The sequence below is a fragment of the Streptomyces sp. NPDC026575 genome (genome assembly GCF_055567415.1).
The window spans coordinates 34,501-53,454 of the sequence record NZ_JBVHQM010000003.1 but is presented as its reverse complement, the minus strand read 5'-3'; the positions used below and the strand labels follow the sequence as shown (position 1 = coordinate 53,454).

The window sequence follows — 18,954 nt, the reverse complement described above, 5'->3', positions numbered from 1 at the left end:
TTCGGCGGGCCTTTTCGCGGTGAGGGACGGGCGGGGGGCTCATGACGAGGGGGACACCGCTTCGGTGTCCCCCTCGTGGGCCCTACTCCTCGCGGGCCGCGATGAGATGTTCGGCGTGTTCCTGGAGGGAGCGCACGCCCACATCGCCGCGGGCCATCGCTTCGATGCCCTGTACGGCGGCGGCGAGCGCCTGGACCGTGGTCAGGCAGGGGACGCCGCGGGCGACGGAGGCGGTACGGATGTCGTAGCCGTCGAGCCGGCCGCCGGTGCCGTAGGGGGTGTTGACGATCAGGTCGACCTGGCCGTCGTGGATCAGCTGGACGATGGTCTTCTCGCCGTTGGGGCCCTCGCCCTCGGACTGCTTGCGCACCACGGTGGCGTTGATGCCGTTGCGGCGCAGCACCTCGGCGGTGCCGGAGGTGGCGAGCAGCTCGAAGCCGTGCGCGACCAGCTCACGGGCCGGGAAGATCATCGAGCGCTTGTCGCGGTTGGCGACGGACACGAAGGCGCGGCCCTTGGTGGGCAGCGCCCCGTAGGCGGCGGTCTGGGACTTGGCGTACGCCGTGCCGAAGACCGAGTCGATGCCCATGACCTCGCCGGTGGAGCGCATCTCGGGGCCGAGGACGGTGTCCACACCGCGGCCCGAGGCGTCGCGGAACCGCGACCAGGGCATGACGGCTTCCTTGACCGAGATCGGCGCGTCGAGCGGCAGGGTGCCGCCGTCGCCGCTCTTGGGCAGCATGCCCTCGGCGCGCAGTTCGGCGATGGTGGCGCCGAGCGAGATCCGGGCGGCGGCCTTGGCCAGCGGTACCGCGGTGGCCTTCGAGGTGAAGGGCACGGTGCGCGAGGCGCGCGGGTTGGCCTCCAGGACGTACAGGATGTCGCCGGCCATCGCGAACTGGATGTTGATCAGGCCGCGGACGCCCACGCCCTTGGCAATCGCCTCCGTCGAGGCCCGCAGCCGCTTGATGTCGAAGCCGCCGAGGGTGATCGGGGGCAGCGCGCAGGCGGAGTCGCCGGAGTGGATGCCGGCCTCCTCGATGTGCTCCATGACGCCGCCGAGGTAGAGCTCGTGGCCGTCGTAGAGCGCGTCGACGTCGATCTCTATGGCGTCGTCGAGGAACCGGTCGATGAGGACCGGGTGCTCGGAGATCAGCCCCGCGTGCCGCTCCAGGTACTCGCCGAGGGACGGCTCGTCGTAGACGATCTCCATGCCGCGGCCGCCGAGCACGTAGGACGGGCGGACCATGACCGGGTAGCCGATCTCGGTGGCGATCTTCTTGGCCTCCTCGAAGGAGAAGGCGGTGCCGTACTTGGGCGCGGGCAGCCCGGCCTCGGTCAGCACCCGGCCGAAGGCGCCGCGCTCCTCGGCGAGGTCGATCGCCTCGGGCGAGGTGCCGACGATCGGCACGCCGTTGTCCTTGAGCGCCTGCGCCAGGCCCAGCGGGGTCTGGCCGCCGAGCTGGACGACGACGCCGGCGACCGGGCCCGCCTGGGTCTCGGCGTGCACGATCTCCAGGACGTCCTCAAGCGTCAGCGGCTCGAAGTACAGGCGGTCGGAGGTGTCGTAGTCCGTCGAGACGGTCTCCGGGTTGCAGTTGACCATCACGGTCTCGTAGCCGGCGTCGCTGAGCGCGAAGGAGGCGTGGACGCAGGAGTAGTCGAACTCGATGCCCTGGCCGATGCGGTTGGGGCCGGAGCCGAGGATGATCACGGCCGGCTTCTCGCGCGGGGCGACCTCGGTCTCCTCGTCGTAGGACGAGTAGAAGTACGGGGTCTTCGCGGCGAACTCGGCGGCGCAGGTGTCGACGGTCTTGTAGACGGGGCGGACGCCGAGGGCGTGCCGGACCTCGCGCACGACGTCCTCGCGCAGCCCGCGGATCGCCGCGATCTGGGCGTCGGAGAAGCCGTGGCGCTTTGCGTCCGCAAGGATCTCCGGTTCGAGCTTGCCGGCGCCGGCGATCTCGTCGGCGATCTCCTTGATCAGGAAGAGCTGGTCGACGAACCAGGGGTCGATCTTCGTGGCGTCGAAGACCTCCTGCGGGGTGGCACCGGCCCGGATCGCGGCCATGACGGTGTTGATCCGGCCGTCGGTCGGGACCTGGGCGAGCTCCAGCAGCTCCGCCTTCGCGCCCGGGGCGGACACGAAGTCGAACTGGCTGCCCTTCTTCTCCAGGGAGCGCAGCGCCTTCTGCAGCGCCTCGGGGAAGTTGCGGCCGATCGCCATCGCCTCGCCGACCGACTTCATGGTCGTGGTCAGCGTGGCGTCGGCGGCCGGGAACTTCTCGAAGGCGAAGCGCGGCACCTTGACGACGACGTAGTCGAGCGTCGGCTCGAAGGACGCCGGGGTCTTCTCGGTGATGTCGTTGGGGATCTCGTCGAGGGTGTAGCCGACGGCGAGCCGGGCGGCGATCTTCGCGATCGGGAAGCCGGTGGCCTTGGAGGCCAGCGCCGAGGAGCGCGAGACCCGCGGGTTCATCTCGATGACGATGACCCGGCCGTCCTCGGGGTTGACCGCGAACTGGATGTTGCAGCCGCCGGTGTCCACGCCGACCTCGCGGATGACCGCGATGCCGATGTCCCGCAGGATCTGGTACTCGCGGTCGGTGAGCGTCATCGCCGGCGCGACGGTGATCGAGTCGCCGGTGTGCACGCCCATCGGGTCGAAGTTCTCGATGGAGCAGACGACCACGACGTTGTCGTTCTTGTCGCGCATCAGCTCCAGCTCGTACTCCTTCCAGCCGAGGATGGACTCCTCCAGGAGCACCTCGGTGGTGGGAGAGAGCGTCAGGCCCTGGCCGGCGATCCGGCGCAGCTCCTCCTCGTCGTGGGCGAATCCGGAGCCGGCGCCGCCCATGGTGAAGGAGGGGCGGACGACGACCGGGTAGCCGCCGAGCTCGTCGACGCCCTTGAGGACGTCGTCCATGGAGTGGCAGATGACCGAGCGGGCGGACTCGCCGTGGCCGATCTTGGCGTTGACGGCCTCGACGACCGCCTTGAACAGGTCGCGGTCCTCGCCCTTGTTGATCGCCTCGACGTTGGCGCCGATCAGCTCGACGCCGTACTTGTCGAGGGTGCCGGCCTCGTGCAGCGAGATGGCCGTGTTCAGGGCCGTCTGGCCGCCGAGGGTCGGCAGCAGCGCGTCGGGGCGCTCCTTGGCGATGATCTTCTCGACGAAGTCCGGGGTGATCGGCTCGACGTAGGTGGCGTCGGCGATCTCCGGGTCGGTCATGATCGTCGCCGGGTTGGAGTTCACCAGGACGACCCGCAGGCCCTCGGACTTCAGGACCCGGCACGCCTGGGTGCCGGAGTAGTCGAACTCGGCGGCCTGGCCGATGACGATCGGGCCGGAGCCGATGACCAGGACGGACTGGATATCGGTGCGCTTAGGCACGCTGGCCCTCCATCAGGGATACGAAGCGGTCGAAGAGGTACGCGGCGTCGTGCGGACCCGCGGCGGCTTCGGGGTGGTACTGGACGCTGAAGGCCGGCTGGTCGAGCAGCTGGAGGCCCTCCACCACGTTGTCATTGAGGCAGACGTGGGAGACCTCGGCGCGGCCGAAGGGGGTGTCGGAAACCTTGTCGAGCGGGGCATCGACGGCGAATCCGTGGTTGTGCGCGGTGACCTCGACCTTGCCGGTCGTACGGTCCTGCACCGGCTGGTTGATGCCGCGGTGCCCGTACTTGAGCTTGTAGGTGCCGAAGCCCAGCGCGCGGCCCAGGATCTGGTTGCCGAAGCAGATGCCGAACAGCGGCGTCCGGCGCTCCAGCACGCCGCGCATGACGGAGACGGGGTGGTCGGCGGTCGCCGGGTCGCCGGGGCCGTTGGAGAAGAACACGCCGTCCGGTGCGACCGCGTAGACGTCCTCGACGGTGGCGGTGGCGGGCAGGACGTGCACCTCGATGCCGCGCTCGGCCATGCGGTGCGGGGTCATGCCCTTGATGCCCAGGTCGATGGCGGCGACGGTGAACTTCTTCGTCCCGATGGCCGGGACGACGTACGCCTCCTTGGTGGCGACCTGCGTGGACAGGTCGGCGCCCTGCATCTCGGGGGCCTGGCGCACCTTGGCGAGCATGACGCCCGCGTCGGGCAGCGCCTCGCCGGAGAAGATGCCGACCCGCATCGCACCGCGCTCGCGCAGATGGCGGGTGAGCGCGCGGGTGTCGATGCCGCTGATGCCGACGACGCCCTGGGCCACCAGCTCGTCGTCCAGGGAGCGCACCGAGCGCCAGTTGGACGGAATGCGGGCGGGGTCGCGGACGACGTAGCCGGAGACCCAGATGCGCTGCGACTCGGGGTCCTCGTCGTTCACACCGGTGTTGCCGATGTGCGGGGCGGTCATGATGACGACCTGGCGGTGGTACGAGGGGTCGGTCAGCGTCTCCTGATAGCCGGTCATGCCGGTGGAGAACACCGCTTCGCCGAAGGTCTCCCCCACGGCCCCGTAGGCACGGCCGCGGAAGGTGCGGCCGTCCTCCAGGACGAGTACGGCGGGGATCTTGGCGGTCCCCCTGGTGGAGGTCGTCATCGTGCGCCTTCCGTTTCGGTGTGCTCGGTGGTGGTGCTGGTTGCGTTGATGGCCTCGACCCAGGCGGGGTGCTCGCCCGCCTGGTCGGCGCGGAAGCCGGAGTCGATCAGCCGGTCGCCGTGCTGCCAGGTGACGATCAGCAGTCCGCCCTCGGTGAGGACCTTGCCGGCGATGCCCTTGTCGAGGCGGGCGCCGCGCAGCGCGTCGGCCGGGACGAAGAAGTCCGCGGCGCCCGGCCGTACGACGTCCAGGCCCTGGTCGGTCAGCGTCAGCTCGGCGCGGCTACGGGTGCCCAGGCCGCGCGCGACGATCCGGTCGAGCCACTGCCCGGCCGTGGTGGATCCGTGGTAGCGGCCGGACATGGTCAGCCGGGGCGCGCCCGGGTCGGCCGGGGTGGACGGAAGCTCGGGCAGATCGCCCTGGAGCGTGCCGCGCCACTTCCAGCCCTGCCGCATCAGCCAGTAGACGAAGGCCACGAAGACCAGCAGGCCGACGACCCAGCCGATCCGTGCGGCCCAGTCGGTGACCGGCGCGGACTGCGGTGCCTGGGCTAGTCGGATGAGTGGAGGAGTCACGCCAGCTTCCCGTCGACGAGCGTTGCGCGGCCCCGCAGGAACGTGTGGGTGATGCGCCCCGGCAGCTCACGGCCCTCGTAGGGGGTGTTGCGGCTGCGCGAGGCGAAGCCCGCGGGGTCCACCTCTCCACGGTAAGCGGAATCGACCAGGGTGAGGTTGGCCGGCTCACCAGCCGAGATGGGGCGGCCGTGGCCCTTGGCCTGCCCGATCCGCGCGGGCGCGAAGGACATCCGGTCCGCGACGTCCGCCCAGGTCAGCAGGCCGGTCTCGACCATCGTCCGCTGCACGACCGACAGCGCGGTCTCCAGGCCCACCATGCCCATGGCGGCCGCGGCCCACTCGCAGTCCTTGTCCTCGTGCGGGTGCGGGGCGTGGTCGGTGGCGACGATGTCGATGGTGCCGTCGGCGAGGGCCTCGCGCAGCGCCATCACGTCGCGCTCGGTGCGCAGCGGCGGGTTGACCTTGTAGACGGGGTTGTAGGTGCGCACCATCTCGTCGGTGAGGAGCAGGTGGTGCGGCGTGACCTCGGCGGTCACGTCGATCCCGCGGGACTTGGCCCAGCGGACGATCTCGACGGACCCGGCGGTCGACAGGTGGCAGATGTGCACACGGGAGCCGACGTGCTCGGCGAGCAGGACATCCCGGGCGATGATCGACTCTTCGGCCACCGCCGGCCAGCCGCCGAGCCCCAGCTCCGCCGAGACGACGCCCTCGTTCATCTGGGCGCCCTCGGTGAGCCGCGGCTCCTGGGCGTGCTGCGCGACGACGCCGCCGAATGCCTTCACGTACTCCAGGGCCCGGCGCATGATCACGGCGTCGTGCACGCACTTGCCGTCGTCGGAGAAGACGGTGACCCCGGCGGCGGACTCGTGCATGGCGCCCAGCTCGGCGAGCTTGCTGCCCTCCAGGCCGACGGTGACGGCGCCGATGGGCTGCACGTCGCAGTAGCCGTGCTCCTGGCCGAGCCGGTAGACCTGCTCGACGACGCCGGCGGTGTCGGCGACGGGGAAGGTGTTGGCCATGGCGAACACGGCGGTGTAGCCGCCGGAGGCGGCCGCCCGGGTACCGGTCAGGACGGTCTCGGAGTCCTCGCGGCCCGGCTCGCGCAGGTGGGTGTGCAGGTCGACGAGGCCCGGCAGGAGGATCTTGCCCTCGGCCTCGACGACGTCGGCGCCCTCGGCGGACAGCCCGTTGCCGACGGCCTCGATGGTCTCGCCGTCGATCAGGACGTCCTGGGCCTCGCCGCCGAGCACCTTCGCACCACGGATCAGGATCTTGCTCATGTTCTTACTTCTCCTCGGTACGGGTGTGGGTGACGGCGGGCTCGTTGCCGCCGAGCAGCAGGTACAGGACGGCCATGCGGACGGAGACGCCGTTGGCCACCTGCTCGACGACCGTGCACCGGTCGGAGTCGGCGACCTCGGCCGTGATCTCCATGCCGCGGACCATCGGGCCGGGGTGCATCACGATGGCGTGCTCGGGCATCCGCGCCATCCGGTCGCCGTCCAAGCCGTAGCGGCGGGAGTACTCGCGCTCGGTCGGGAAGAAGGCGGCGTTCATCCGCTCGCGCTGCACCCGCAGCATCATCACGGCATCGGACTTCGGCAGCACGCGGTCGAGGTCGTAGGACACCTCGCACGGCCAGCTCTCGACGCCGACCGGCACCAGGGTGGGCGGGGCGACGAGGGTGACCTCGGCGCCGAGGGTGTGCAGGAGGTCGACGTTCGAGCGCGCGACGCGGCTGTGGAGCACGTCGCCGACGAGGGTGATGCGCCGCCCGCTCAGGTCCTGGCCCAGCCCGGCGTCCGGGCCGATGAGCCGGCGGCGCATGGTGAAGGCGTCCAGCAGGGCCTGGGTGGGGTGCTGGTGGGTGCCGTCGCCGGCGTTGATGACGGGGGCGTCGATCCATCCGGAGGTGGCGAGGCGGTAGGGGGCGCCGGAGGCGCTGTGCCGTATGACGACGGCGTCGACGCCCATCGCCTCCAGGGTCTGGGCGGTGTCCTTGAGGGACTCGCCCTTGGAGACGCTGGACCCCTTGGCGGCGAAGTTGATGACGTCCGCGGAGAGCCGCTTCTCGGCGGCCTCGAAGGAGATCCGGGTCCGGGTGGAGTCCTCGAAGAAGAGGTTGCAGACCGTGCGTCCGCGCAGGGTGGGGAGCTTCTTGATCGGCCGGTCGGCGACCCGGGCCATCTCCTCGGCGGTGTCGAGGATCAGGACGGCGTCGTCGCGCGTGAGGTCGGCGGCCGAGATGAGGTGACGCTTCATCCGGTTTTCTCCGTGGGTGAGGGAGGTGTACGGGAATGTCCGTTGAGCGGGCATGCCTGCGGGCCCGGGGTCACCGGGTCCGTGCGCGGTGCGCTATCGCTCGCCGGCCGGGGCGGCGTCCTTCACGCCGAGCAGCACGGCGTCCCGGCCGTCCTCCTCGGTGAGCTGGACCTTGACCGTCTCCCGCAGCGACGTGGGGAGGTTCTTGCCCACGTAGTCGGCGCGGATCGGCAGTTCGCGGTGGCCGCGGTCGACGAGGACCGCGAGCTGGACGGCGCGCGGGCGGCCGATGTCGCCCAGGGCGTCCAGGGCGGCGCGGATCGTGCGGCCGGAGAACAGGACGTCGTCGACGAGCAGGACGAGCCGGCCCTCGATGCCGTCACCAGGGATGTCCGTGCGGGCGAGCGTGCGGGCGGGGCCCAGGCGCAGGTCGTCGCGGTACATCGTGATGTCGAGCGAGCCCACCGGGATCGTCCGGCCGGTGATCTCCGCCAGCTTGTCGGCCAGCCGCCGGGCGAGGAAGACACCGCGGGTCGGGATTCCCAGCAGCACCACGTCGTCCGCGCCCTTGGCGCGCTCGACGATCTCGTGGGCGATGCGGGTGAGCATGCGCGTGATGTCCGGGCCTTCGAGCACCGGTCGCGCCGGGAGCCGGGCCCCCGCGTCGGAACTGTTTGCGTCCATACGAAACGGACCTCCTTCTCCGCCTCACGGGACGGACCTTAAAGGACGTCGGAATAACGCAGTCAGGTTAGCAGGGGCCCCTTCAGGACCCGCGCGCACCCCTGACGGGTGATGGTCTGGCCCATTCCGCTTGACGAAGTCAGATTACGCTGCGTAACCTCACAGTGAGTTACCACCGCGCGGCGGAGCCGCATGTCGATACAGCCGTCTGGGGAGCCTTATGTCCAGCGAATACGCCAAACAGCTCGGGGCCAAGCTCCGCGCCATCCGTACCCAGCAGGGCCTCTCCCTCCACGGCGTCGAGGAGAAGTCCCAGGGCCGCTGGAAGGCCGTGGTAGTGGGTTCGTACGAGCGCGGCGACCGTGCCGTGACCGTACAGCGCCTCGCCGAGCTGGCGGACTTCTACGGCGTCCCGGTTCAGGAGCTCCTGCCGGGCACGACACCGGGCGGCGCGGCCGAGCCGCCGCCGAAGCTGGTGCTCGACCTGGAGCGCCTCGCCCATGTCCCGCAGGAGAAGGCCGGCCCGCTGCAGCGCTACGCCGCCACGATCCAGAGCCAGCGCGGCGACTACAACGGCAAGGTCCTCTCGATCCGCCAGGACGACCTGCGCACCCTGGCCGTGATCTACGACCAGTCGCCCTCGGTGCTGACCGAGCAGCTGATCAGCTGGGGCGTGCTGGACTCCGACGCCCGCCGCGCCGTGACGCACGAGGAGATCTGACCTCGCGCGCCAAGTGAAGAAACGTACCGCCGCCCCTGATTTCCGGGGCGGCGGTTTTCGTCTGCCGGTCCACGGCCGGGCACGCGACCGGCGACCGGGGCCGCGTCGGCCGGTGCGATACGCCCGCCACGGCGGCAGGCACGAGGCGCCGCGGACAAGGCGATGGGCGAGACCCCGGGGTGCGGCGCAGAAGGCGCCACAGGGCGCGCTGCGGGCATGCGACGGGCCCGGAGCGGTCTCCCCCGCTCCGGGCCCGTTCACACGCTCTGCCGAGCGCCTACTACGCCTCGCGCCGCAGGCTCGGCTTCAGCTCCTTGAGGCGGCCGAGGAGGCCGTTGACGAAGGCCGGGGAGTCGTCCGTGGAGAACTCCTTGGCCAGCTGCACGGCCTCGTCGATCGCCACCGCGTCCGGCGTGTCGTCCACCCAGAGCAGCTCGAAGGCGCCGAGCCGGAGGATCGAGCGGTCGGCCGCCGGCATCCGGTCCAGGTCCCAGTCGACCGCGTAGGTGGAGATCAGCTCGTCGATGCGGGCGACGTGGTCCGCGTACCCCTCGACCAACTGCAGGGTGTATTCGTTGACCGGCGGCTGCCGGGGGTCGGTCCGGGCGTGCCGCATCCAGTCCGCGAGCACGGACTGCACGTCGGCGCCGCGCTGGTCGGCCTCGAAGAGGATCTGGAAGGCGCGCTTGCGGGCCTTGCTGCGGGCGGCCACGGTTAGCTGTTCACCCGGCCGAGGTAGTCGCCCGAGCGGGTGTCGACCTTGATCTTCTCACCGGTCGTGATGAAGAGCGGCACCTGGATCTCGTAGCCGGTCTCCAGCGTGGCGGGCTTGGTGCCACCGGTGGAGCGGTCGCCCTGGACGCCCGGCTCGGTCTCCTTGATGACCAGCTCGACCGCGGCGGGCAGCTCGACGTAGAGCACCTCGCCCTCGTGCTGCGCGACGACGGCCTCGAAGCCCTCCAGGAGGAAGTTCGCGGCGTCGCCGACGGCCTTGCGGTCGACGTGGATCTGGTCGTAGGTGTCCATGTCCATGAAGACGAAGTAGTCGCCGTCCATGTACGAGAACTGCATCCCGCGCTTGTCGACGGTGGCCGTCTCGACCTTCACACCGGCGTTGAAGGTCTTGTCCACCACCTTGCCGGACAGCACGTTCTTGAGCTTGGTGCGGACGAAGGCCGGGCCCTTGCCGGGCTTGACGTGCTGGAACTCGACGACGGACCAGAGCTGGCCGCCTTCGAGCTTGAGCACCATGCCGTTCTTGAGGTCGTTCGTGGATGCCACGGTTGCGGAATCTCCTGGACTGCAGGTGGTGGGACCCGGGAGCAGCACCCAGTGAGCCGCTGCGGCTCACAGTGCAAGCAGCTCCTTGGTCGTGATCGTGAGTAGCTCGGGCCCGCCGTCCGCCTCGGGGCGGACGACGAGTGTGTCGTCGATCCGGACACCCCCACGGCCCGGGATGTGAACCCCCGGCTCGACGGTGACCGGCACGCAAGCGTCCAGTTTACCCATGGCGGCCGGGGACAACTGAGGGTCCTCGTCGATTTCGAGTCCCACGCCGTGCCCGGTCCACGGCCCGAGCCGCTCGGCGTAGCCCGCGGCGTCCAGCATGTGCCGGGTCACCCGGTCCACCTCGCGGCACTCCACACCCGGCGCGAGCGCCTCGCGCCCGGCCCGCTGGGCTGCGAAAACGAGATCGTACAGCTCGATCTGCCAGTCCGAGGGCGAGGTGCCGATGACGAAGGTCCGGCCGATCTCGCAGCGGTAGCCGCGGTAGTTCGCGCCCAGGCCGACGCTGAGGAAGTCGCCCTCCTCGACCCGCCGGTCGGTGGGCAGATGCCGGGCGCGGCCGGAGTTCGGGCCGGTCGCCACGGAGGTGGCGAAGGCCGGCCCGTCGGCGCCGTGGTCGACCAGGCGGCGCTCCAGTTCGAGCGCGAGATGCCGTTCGGTGCGGCCGACCAGGATCGATTCGAGCAGCTCGCCCAGCGCCTGGTCGGCGATCTCGGCGGCGATGCGCAGACAGGCGATCTCGTCGTCGTCCTTGACCAGCCGCTGCGCCTCGACCGCGCACGCCATGTCGGTCAGCCGCAGCCGCGGCGCGACCTGGGAGAGCGCCCGGTGCCGGGAGACGGTGAGGTGGTGCTCCTCGACGGCCAGGGTGTCCGCGCCGGCCTTCGCCGCCAGATCGGCACCCGCCACGACCGGGTCGCCGTCGCGGGTGGGCAGCATCGCCACCCTTACGTCGTCGACCGGGCGGCCCTCGGACGGGTCGCCGCTGAGCGGTCTGCCGCACAGCAGCACATCGTCGCCGGGGCCCAGCAGCAGGGCGGCGCCGGGCGGCGCGCAGCCGGTCAGATAGCGGACGTTCGCGGGGCGCGAGATCAGTGCGGCGGCACTTCCGGCCCCGGCTACGCGGTCGCGCAGACGCGTGCGTCGGGCCGCGTACAACTCGGACATATCACGAGCGTACGGCGGCTCCCCCGAGGCGGCCGGTCGAGCGCGGCCGCTCGGGGGAGTCGCCCGCTCACCAGCTCGGCGGGCTGGCGATGGAGCGGGCGACGACGTCGTTGAGCATGCGGGCGGTCGTGGCGACGTCGTGCTGGGAGTTGTCGATGATCGGCAGCCCGGAGCCGTACCAGCCGGCCATCCGGCCGTGGATCCGGGCGACCTCCTCGTCGGACAGGCGGCGGTTGCCCGAGCGCCGGGCGTTGCGCTCCAGGACTATCTCCAGGCCGGGCAGCAGCACGATCGGCAGCAGTCCGGGGCCCACATGCCGCTTCCAGCCGCCGAGGCCGACGACCGGCCGGTCGGGGAAGACGGCGTCGTCGAGGATGCAGGAGATGCCGTTGGCGAGGAAGTTGCGCGCGGCGAAGCCGCAGGTGCGGCGGGCGAGGCGGTACTGCGCTTCGGAGTGGTCGTTCCAGCCGGACTGCGGGTCGGCGAAACCCGAGCGGACCCATTCGCGGACGTCGTCGAGGCTGATGTGCGCGGTCGGCACCCGGCGGGTGTCGGCCCAGTGGCGCGCGACGCTGGTCTTGCCGGCTCCGGCCGGCCCGATGAGCAGCACCGCGACGGCCGCCTGGCCGGCGTCCGGCGCGGCGGTGTCGGTGGGCGGGCTGGGCAGCGGCACCGGGGCGCCCGGCGGCAGCGGGACATGGCCCGTGAGGTCGGTGGTGCTGTGCCCGGCGGGCGGGGCCTGCTGGGGTGCGGGCCCGTGCCAGCCCTGCTGCGGGGCGGGTTGCTGAGCGGGTGGGGGCGGGGCCGCGGGGGCCGGCGGCGCGGCCGGTGGTGAGATGGGCGGGGCGGGCCGTCCCGGGTCGGGCGTCCAGTGCATGGCGGCCCCGGGTCCTGATGCCTGCCCGTGGGGCGGCAGCGGAGCCCCCACTGCGTACTGCATCCGGTGGCTCTCCGTCTCGTGCGGTCGACGTGGTGCGGTGCTCCCCCGGCGGACGCCGGGTGGGGTGCCCTCGGCGGTGGTCGAGCGGCGGCCCCGGGCGCCGGGACGGTGCCCGGGGCGGTGCGGCGGTTCCACCGGCTCCGGGGGCCGGTGGGCCCCACGGCCGCCGGCATGGGTGGCACTGCTGCGAACGGTACCCTCCCGGCCGCGACAGGGAAGGCTCCTACCCCCGGCGCGCGCCAAGTGAACGGCCGGGGGCGGGGCCGAAGTGCCCTTGGGGGTACGTCAGTTGCCGAGCTCCTCGGCCAGCGCACGGAGCGCGAGGCGGTAGGAGCCGATGCCGAATCCGGCGACCGTACCGCTGGCGACGGCCGCGATGACCGAATTGTGGCGGAACTCCTCGCGCGCGTACGGGTTCGAGATGTGCACCTCGATCAGCGGGGCGGTGCGCTGGGCGGCCGCGTCCCGCATTCCGTACGAGTAGTGCGTGAAGGCACCGGGGTTGATGACGACCGGAATCGATCCGTCGGCGGCCTCGTGCAGCCAGCGGATCATCTCGCCCTCGTCGTTGGTCTCCCGGACCTCGGCTTCCAACCCCAGCTCCTTGCCGAGGCGGGTGCACTCCTCGACGAGTCCGGCGTAGGACGTGGCGCCGTAGACGTCCGGTTCGCGGGAGCCCAGCCGGCCGAGGTTGGGACCGTTGAGGACGAGTACCCGCCGGGCCTTCGCGGTCATGCCGCGATCTCCGCGTGCGCGGCGAGCAGCATGGCCGGGTCCGGGCCCTCCAGGACCGTCGGCTTGGCGATGCCGTCCAGGACGATGAAGCGCAGCCGGTCACCGCGGGACTTCTTGTCGACCCTCATCGTCTCCAGGAGCTTGGGCCACTGGTCGCCGCGGTAGGTCAGCGGCAGTCCGACGGAGGCGAGGACGGTGCGGTGCCGGTCGGCGGTGGCGTCGTCCAGGCGGCCGGCGATCCGGCCGAGTTCGGCGGCGAAGACCATGCCGACGGAGACCGCGGCGCCGTGCCGCCAGTTGTAGCGCTCGTTCTTCTCGATGGCGTGGGCCAGGGTGTGGCCGTAGTTGAGGATCTCGCGCAGGCCGGACTCCTTGAGGTCGGCGGAGACCACTTCGGCCTTGACCCGGATGGCGCGCTCGATCAGCTCGGCGGTGTGCGCACCGTCCGGGCGCTTGGCGGCCTCGGGGTCGGACTCGATCAGATCGAGGATCGCCGGGTCGGCGATGAAGCCGGCCTTGATGACCTCGGCCAGGCCGGAGACGTAGTCGTGCACCGGCAGCGAATCGAGCGCGGCGAGGTCGCACAGCACCCCGGCGGGCGGGTGGAAGGCCCCGACCAGGTTCTTGCCCTCGGCGGTGTTGATGCCGGTCTTGCCGCCGACCGCGGCGTCGACCATGCCCAGGACGGTGGTGGGGACGGCGATCCAGCGCACCCCGCGCAGCCAGGTGGCGGCGACGAAGCCGGCCAGGTCGGTGGTGGCGCCGCCGCCGACGCCGACGATCACATCGCTGCGGGTGAAGCCGGACTGCCCGAGCGCCTTCCAGCAGTACGCCGCGACCTCGGCGGTCTTGGACTCCTCGGCGTTCGGCAGCTGGATGGCGATCGCCTCGTAGCCCTGGGAGGCGAGGTCCTCGCGCAGTGCCTCGCCGGTGGCGGCCAGCGCCTCCGGGTGCAGTACCGCGACCCGCTTGACGCCGTCGCCGATCAGGCCCGGGAGCTCGCCGAGCAGCTGCCGCCCGACGAGCACCTCGTACGGGTCGGTGCCCGCCGTACCGCCGACCTGGATACGGGTGGCCTGCTCCGTCATGCCTGTTCCTCCCTGTGGCCCGCCCGCGGGGCGTCTCCCGCGGCCGGATGTAGCTCCAATGCGTCCAGGACCGCCTCGGCGACCTGGCCGGGGGTGCGCTCCTCCGTGGCGACCACGGCGCGCGCGACCTCGGTGTACAGCGGGCGGCGCCGCTCCATCAGCTCGCGCCACTGCTTGCGCGGGTTGACCGCCAGCAGGGGGCGCGGCGCATCCAGCCCCACCCGCTTGACGGCGTCGGCGAGTTGGACGTCGAGGAAGATCACCGGCAGGCCGGTCAGCAGCTTGCGGGTGCCCTCGTCCATGATCGCGCCGCCGCCGAGCGAGAGCACCCCCGGGTGCTCGTCGAGCGCGACGCGCACCGCCTCGCGCTCCAGCTCGCGAAAGCGCGGCTCGCCCTCGTCGAAGAAGATCTCGGCGATCGGCCGGCCGGCCGTGGCGACGACGTCGGCGTCGGTGTCCCGATAGCCGACGCCCAGCCGCTCGGCGAGCAGCGCGCCCACCGTGGACTTACCGGCGCCGGGCGGGCCGACCAGCACGACGACCGGGGACGTCATTTGATCGCCAGGTTGTCGAGGAAGCCGCGCACATTGCGGCGGGTCTCGGCCACGCTGTCGCCGCCGAACTTCTCCACGACGGCGTCGGCCAGGACGAGGGCGACCATGGCCTCGGCGACGATGCCCGCCGCCGGGACGGCGCAGACGTCCGAGCGCTGGTGGTGCGCCTTGGCCGCCTCACCGGTGGTGACGTCCACGGTGGCCAGGGCGCGCGGGACGGTGGCGATCGGCTTCATCGCCGCGCGCACCCGCAGCAGCTCGCCGGTCGTCAGCCCGCCCTCGGTGCCACCGGAGCGGCCCGTGCTGCGCTTGATCCCGTCCTCGGTGGCCACGATCTCGTCGTGCGCCTTCGAACCCGGCACCCGCGCCAGGTCGAAGCCGTCGCCGACCTCGACGCCCTTGATCGCCTGGATGCCCATCAGGGCGGCGGCCAGCCGGGCGTCCAGCCGGCGGTCCCAGTGGACGTGCGAGCCGAGGCCCACGGGCACGCCGTAGGCCAGCACCTCGACCACACCGCCCAGGGTGTCGCCGTCCTTGTGCGCCTGGTCGATCTCCGCGACCATCGCCTTCGAGGCGTCCGCGTCCAGGCAGCGCACCGGGTCCGCGTCCAGCTTCGCCACGTCCGACGGCTTCGGGTACACCCCGTACGGGGCCTTCGCCGCGGCCAGCTCGACCACGTGCGAGACGATCTCGATGCCGGCCGCTTCCTTCAGGAACGAGCGGGCCACCGCGCCGAGCGCCACCCGGGCGGCGGTCTCGCGGGCCGAGGCGCGCTCCAGGATCGGGCGGGCCTCGTCGAAGCCGTACTTCTGCATGCCGGCGAGGTCGGCGTGACCGGGGCGGGGGCGGGTCAGCGGGGCGTTGCGCGCCAGCGCCGCCAGCTCATCGGCGTCCACCGGATCGGCCGCCATCACCTGCTCCCACTTGGGCCACTCGGTGTTGCCGACCATGACGGCCACCGGCGAGCCCAGCGACAGACCGTGCCGCACCCCGCCCAGGAACGTGACCTCGTCCTGCTCGAACTTCATCCGGGCACCGCGGCCGTAGCCCAGCCGGCGCCGCGCCAGCGCGTCCGCCACCAACTCCGTGGTGATCGGGACCCCGGCCGGAAGGCCCTCCAGCGTCGCCACGAGTGCGGGGCCGTGCGACTCCCCCGCCGTCAGCCAGCGCAACCTGCTCAACGGTGCTCCTCATGTACTGCTCATCCGCGTACGGTCTTCCCCTGATCCTCCCACGTCGCGCGCGGGGGGCGGGGCCCAGTCCAGAGAACGGACCGGGCGCCGGGGGCCGGCCGGCGGATCAGCGGGCGGCCAGGGCCGCCTCACCCGCCTCGCGCATCGCGGCCAGCGGCGCCGGAGAACGACCGGTCATCTGCTCCACCTGGAGCACGGCCTGGTGGACCAGCAGGTCGAGCCCGCCGACCACCGCGCCGCCGCGGTCGGCCCAGGCGGTGGCCAGTGCCGTCGGCCAGGGCTCGTAGAGGACGTCGAAGAGCGTGCCGGGCCGGTCGGGGACGGCCGCGGCGAGCGCGTCGGTGGTGCCCGCCGGGGTGGTGGCGATGGTCAGCGGGGCCGTGAGGGCCTCGGCCGCGTCCGCCCACGGGGCGGTGCGGACCGTGACGCCGAGCCGCTCTCCCCAGCCGCGCATCTCCTCGGCGCGGGCGTCGCTGCGGACGTACGCGGTGACCTCGCCGGTGCAGATCCGGGACAGCGCGGCGAGCGCCGAGGAGGCGGTGGCGCCAGCGCCCAGGACGGCGGCCCGTTCGACCTGCCGCACCCCGCGCTCGCGCAGCGCGGCGAGCATGCCCGGGATGTCGGTGTTGTCGCCCCGGCGGCGCCCGTCGGGCGTGCACACGACGGTGTTCACCGCCTCGACGGAGGCCGCGGTCTCGGTGATCTCGTCGAGCAGCGGGATCACCGCGCGCTTGAGCGGCATGGTCAGGGAGAGCCCCGCCCATTCCGGGCCGAGTTTCCCGACGAATCCGGGCAGGGCGGCCTCGTCGACCTCGAAGCGGTCGTACGCCCAGTCCGTCAGGCCCAGTTCCGCGTAGGCGGCACGGTGCAGCACCGGGGAGAGGGAGTGGGCGATCGGGGAGCCCAGTACCGCAGCTCGACGTGTGGGGCTCATTGCTTGGCTTTCTCGCGTTCCTTTTCGTAGATGCGGCGGTTGCGCTCGTGCTCCTCGTTCGTCTCGGCGAACAGCGTCTTCTCGGGGTTGATCGAGACGAAGTAGTACCAGTTGCCCTTGGCCGGGCTGATGGCGGACTTGAGCGCGACCTCGCCCGGGTTGCCGATCGGCCCCGGCGGCAGACCCTTGAACTTGTAGGTGTTGTACGGGTCGTCGAAGTTCCGCAGGTTGTCGACGGAACCGGTGTCCAAAGTGCTCTGGGACCGCGCGTAGTTCACCGTCGAGTCGAAGTCGAGCAGACCGTAGGTCTCGGTGTTGTTCGGCTTGAGGCGGTTGTAGACGACGCGTGCGACCTTGACGAAGTCGTGCTTGTACTTGCCCTCGGCCTGCGTGAGGCTGGCGGCCGTGAGGAGCTGCATCGGCGAGTCCAGCTGGAGCTTGCGCGCACTGCCCGCGAGGTCCAGCTTCTCGTAGACCTGATTGGCCCGCGCCACCATCTGCTTGAGAACCGCCGACGGCTTCGCGTTCCGCCCCACGCTGTACGTCGAGGGGTAGAGGAAGCCTTCGAGCGGGTCCTTTATCTTGGCCGAGTCGTTGGCCCAGGACGGCAGGCCGAGGTTCTTGACCTCGCTCCTGGCGACGCCCTTGGTCGTGCCGGCCTTGAGCTTGAGCTTCTTGTCGATGAGCTTGTAGACCTCGCCGGCCCGCAGCCCCTCGCGGATCGTGAGGCCGTTGCGGCTCTTGGGGTCCAGCATCAGTTCGACGGCCGAGGCGCCGGACATCTGCTTGCGGAGGGTGTACGTGCCCGGCTGCAGCGTCTTGCTGCCGGCCGCCTCGCTGAACGCGTCCGCGCTCTTGACCACGCCGTTCTTCGCGAGGATCGCGCCCATTTCCCCGATCGGCGAACCGTCCGGGATCTCGACCTGGACCTCGCCGGAACCCTCGCCCTCATAGTCGGGGGCCGGGCCGAAGTGGCTCATGAAGAAGTCGTAGCCGAAGTAGCCGACGGCGCCGACCGCGCCGGCGAAGACCAGGGTGACGACCAGGCAGGCGGTACCGCTGCGGCGTTTCTTCTTCTTGTTCTTGTTGCCGCGGCGCTCACGGCCGGAGCGCCCTTCGCGCGGGGCGTCGTCGTGGTCGTCGTAGTCATCGCGGTCGTCCCGGTTGTCGCGGTCGTCCGCGTACGGGCCGTCCGCGTCGTCGGCGAAGAACGGGTGCTCCGGCTCCGGTTCGCGCCGCGGCTCCGGCTCGGCCCGCCAGTCGTCGGCGGCGGCGTCCTCATAGGGGGCCGCGGCCGGCTGGTCGTACTGGTGAGGGGGGTAGTGCTGCTGCTGGTGCGGGGGCGCCTGCTGCGGATGCGGCTGGTAGGCGTCCTGGTGCCCGTAAGGGCTCTGGCCTGCGCCGTAGGGGTCGGCCGGGGGGTGCTGCCCGTAGGGGTCGTACGGGTCGTACGGAAGCTGCCCTGTCTGGGAGCCGTCCCAGCCCCCGTCGTAGGGCTGCTGCGGGTGCTGCCGTGGGTGCTGCTGGGGACCCGGGTACTGCTGCGGGGCGGACTGGTGCGGGGCGGACTGCTGCCCGCCCCACTGAGGCTGCTGCGCCTGGCCTCCGTAGGGACCCTGGTCTCCGTAGAGCGGGTCCTCGGGATGCCACGGTTCGGAGCCGTAGCCCCGGCCATACTCGGTCATCGATCCCCTAGAGCCGAGAGGCGGTGCGCTCCGGTCCGGCAGCGCGCTTGCTGTATCGATCCGCCTCTACTTGCACGTGCGGCTGTTCGAACCGCCGCCACATCGCGCGGCACGTTACCGTATCGCGATCAGATGACCACTTCGACGCTCTCGCCCGGAGGCTCCCCCGAGACGCGCTCGGTCTCCAGCGCGCTCTGCAGGATGACCACCGCGGCCGCCTGGTCGACCACCGAGCGGCCCTTCTTGCTGCGCACTCCGGAGGCCCGCAGGCCCTGGGTGGCGGTGACCGTCGACATCCGCTCGTCGACCAGCCGGACCCCTACGGGTGCGATGTTGCGCGCCAGCTCCTGGGCGAAGGCCCGGACCTTGGCCGCGGCCGGCCCCTCTCCCCCACTGAGGGAGCGGGGCAGGCCGACCACGACTTCGAGCGGCTCGTACTCCTCGACGATCGCCCTGAGCCGACGGTGCGCTGAGGGGACGTCACGTCCCGGCACGGTCTCGACGGGGGTGGCGAGGACCCCGTCGGGGTCGCACGAGGCGACCCCGATGCGGGCGTCCCCGACATCCACCGCGAGGCGTCGACCGCGTCGCATCTCA

The 18,954-nt window shown here is 71.6% G+C and carries 18 protein-coding genes; 1 reads left to right on the top strand and 17 read right to left on the bottom strand.

Translation table 11 applies throughout. From position 1 onward, the window contains the following. Positions 1 to 82: 82 nt before the first annotated feature. From carB to pyrR, 6 genes are all read right to left on the bottom strand, one after another. A complete protein-coding gene (carB, locus tag ACZ4NB_RS04665; protein ID WP_467658281.1) occupies positions 83 to 3,394 on the bottom strand; it encodes a carbamoyl-phosphate synthase large subunit in 3,312 nt (1,103 codons plus the stop codon). Beyond that, entirely contained in the window at positions 3,387 to 4,529 is a 1,143-nt protein-coding gene (gene carA, locus ACZ4NB_RS04660) for a glutamine-hydrolyzing carbamoyl-phosphate synthase small subunit (RefSeq protein WP_467658280.1), read from the bottom strand. The genes carB and carA overlap by 8 nt, the downstream gene beginning before the upstream one ends. Then, positions 4,526 to 5,104, bottom strand: a complete 579-nt coding sequence (locus tag ACZ4NB_RS04655) for a PH-like domain-containing protein (protein ID WP_467658279.1) — start codon at positions 5,102 to 5,104, stop codon at positions 4,526 to 4,528. The genes carA and ACZ4NB_RS04655 overlap by 4 nt, the downstream gene beginning before the upstream one ends. Next, positions 5,101 to 6,387, bottom strand: coding sequence for a dihydroorotase (locus ACZ4NB_RS04650; protein WP_467658277.1), 1,287 nt, complete (start codon positions 6,385 to 6,387; stop codon positions 5,101 to 5,103). Before ACZ4NB_RS04650 ends, ACZ4NB_RS04655 begins: the two co-directional genes overlap by 4 nt. Before the next feature lie 4 nt (positions 6,388 to 6,391). Then, entirely contained in the window at positions 6,392 to 7,369 is a 978-nt protein-coding gene (locus tag ACZ4NB_RS04645; protein ID WP_467658276.1) for an aspartate carbamoyltransferase catalytic subunit, read from the bottom strand. 93 nt (positions 7,370 to 7,462) lie between these two features. Beyond that, complete coding sequence (pyrR, locus tag ACZ4NB_RS04640; RefSeq protein WP_467658275.1) at positions 7,463 to 8,053, bottom strand: bifunctional pyr operon transcriptional regulator/uracil phosphoribosyltransferase PyrR; 591 nt, start codon at positions 8,051 to 8,053, stop codon at positions 7,463 to 7,465. Between the two features lie 220 nt (positions 8,054 to 8,273). Between pyrR and bldD the strand changes: the two genes are divergently transcribed. After that, the gene (bldD, locus tag ACZ4NB_RS04635; RefSeq protein WP_384429091.1) at positions 8,274 to 8,774 is read left to right on the top strand and encodes a transcriptional regulator BldD; all 501 of its coding nucleotides are present in this window, start codon (positions 8,274 to 8,276) and stop codon (positions 8,772 to 8,774) included. Between the two features lie 280 nt (positions 8,775 to 9,054). Here the strand turns inward: bldD and nusB are convergent, their stop codons facing one another. The 11 genes from nusB to ruvX form a co-directional block, all read right to left on the bottom strand. Further along, positions 9,055 to 9,486: a transcription antitermination factor NusB gene (gene nusB, locus ACZ4NB_RS04630; protein WP_467658273.1), complete on the bottom strand. Its 432-nt coding sequence runs from the start codon at positions 9,484 to 9,486 to the stop codon at positions 9,055 to 9,057. Between the two features lie 2 nt (positions 9,487 to 9,488). Next, on the bottom strand, positions 9,489 to 10,055 hold the full coding sequence (gene efp, locus ACZ4NB_RS04625; protein ID WP_393487940.1) for an elongation factor P: 567 nt from the start codon (positions 10,053 to 10,055) through the stop codon (positions 9,489 to 9,491). A gap of 66 nt (positions 10,056 to 10,121) precedes the next feature. Further along, positions 10,122 to 11,228 carry an aminopeptidase P family protein gene (locus tag ACZ4NB_RS04620; protein WP_430979337.1) on the bottom strand — a complete coding sequence of 369 codons (1,107 nt, stop codon included), beginning with the start codon at positions 11,226 to 11,228 and terminating at the stop codon, positions 10,122 to 10,124. A gap of 67 nt (positions 11,229 to 11,295) precedes the next feature. Next, the gene (locus ACZ4NB_RS04615; protein WP_467658271.1) at positions 11,296 to 12,168 is read right to left on the bottom strand and encodes a Pro-rich N-terminal domain-containing protein; all 873 of its coding nucleotides are present in this window, start codon (positions 12,166 to 12,168) and stop codon (positions 11,296 to 11,298) included. Between the two features lie 285 nt (positions 12,169 to 12,453). Then, positions 12,454 to 12,903 carry a type II 3-dehydroquinate dehydratase gene (gene aroQ, locus ACZ4NB_RS04610; protein WP_393487946.1) on the bottom strand — a complete coding sequence of 150 codons (450 nt, stop codon included), beginning with the start codon at positions 12,901 to 12,903 and terminating at the stop codon, positions 12,454 to 12,456. Beyond that, complete coding sequence (aroB, locus tag ACZ4NB_RS04605; protein ID WP_467658270.1) at positions 12,900 to 13,991, bottom strand: 3-dehydroquinate synthase; 1,092 nt, start codon at positions 13,989 to 13,991, stop codon at positions 12,900 to 12,902. Before aroB ends, aroQ begins: the two co-directional genes overlap by 4 nt. Then, positions 13,988 to 14,545 (bottom strand): shikimate kinase, encoded by a 558-nt coding sequence (locus tag ACZ4NB_RS04600; protein ID WP_467658269.1) that lies wholly within the window; start codon positions 14,543 to 14,545, stop codon positions 13,988 to 13,990. The genes aroB and ACZ4NB_RS04600 overlap by 4 nt, the downstream gene beginning before the upstream one ends. Continuing rightward, entirely contained in the window at positions 14,542 to 15,726 is a 1,185-nt protein-coding gene (aroC, locus tag ACZ4NB_RS04595; protein WP_467658268.1) for a chorismate synthase, read from the bottom strand. Before aroC ends, ACZ4NB_RS04600 begins: the two co-directional genes overlap by 4 nt. A gap of 118 nt (positions 15,727 to 15,844) precedes the next feature. Then, entirely contained in the window at positions 15,845 to 16,672 is an 828-nt protein-coding gene (locus ACZ4NB_RS04590) for a shikimate dehydrogenase (protein WP_467658267.1), read from the bottom strand. Beyond that, positions 16,669 to 18,357: an endolytic transglycosylase MltG gene (mltG, locus tag ACZ4NB_RS04585; protein ID WP_467658265.1), complete on the bottom strand. Its 1,689-nt coding sequence runs from the start codon at positions 18,355 to 18,357 to the stop codon at positions 16,669 to 16,671. The genes ACZ4NB_RS04590 and mltG overlap by 4 nt, the downstream gene beginning before the upstream one ends. Before the next feature lie 128 nt (positions 18,358 to 18,485). Beyond that, a complete protein-coding gene (gene ruvX, locus ACZ4NB_RS04580) occupies positions 18,486 to 18,950 on the bottom strand; it encodes a Holliday junction resolvase RuvX (protein ID WP_399144516.1) in 465 nt (154 codons plus the stop codon). Positions 18,951 to 18,954: the final 4 nt, after the last annotated feature.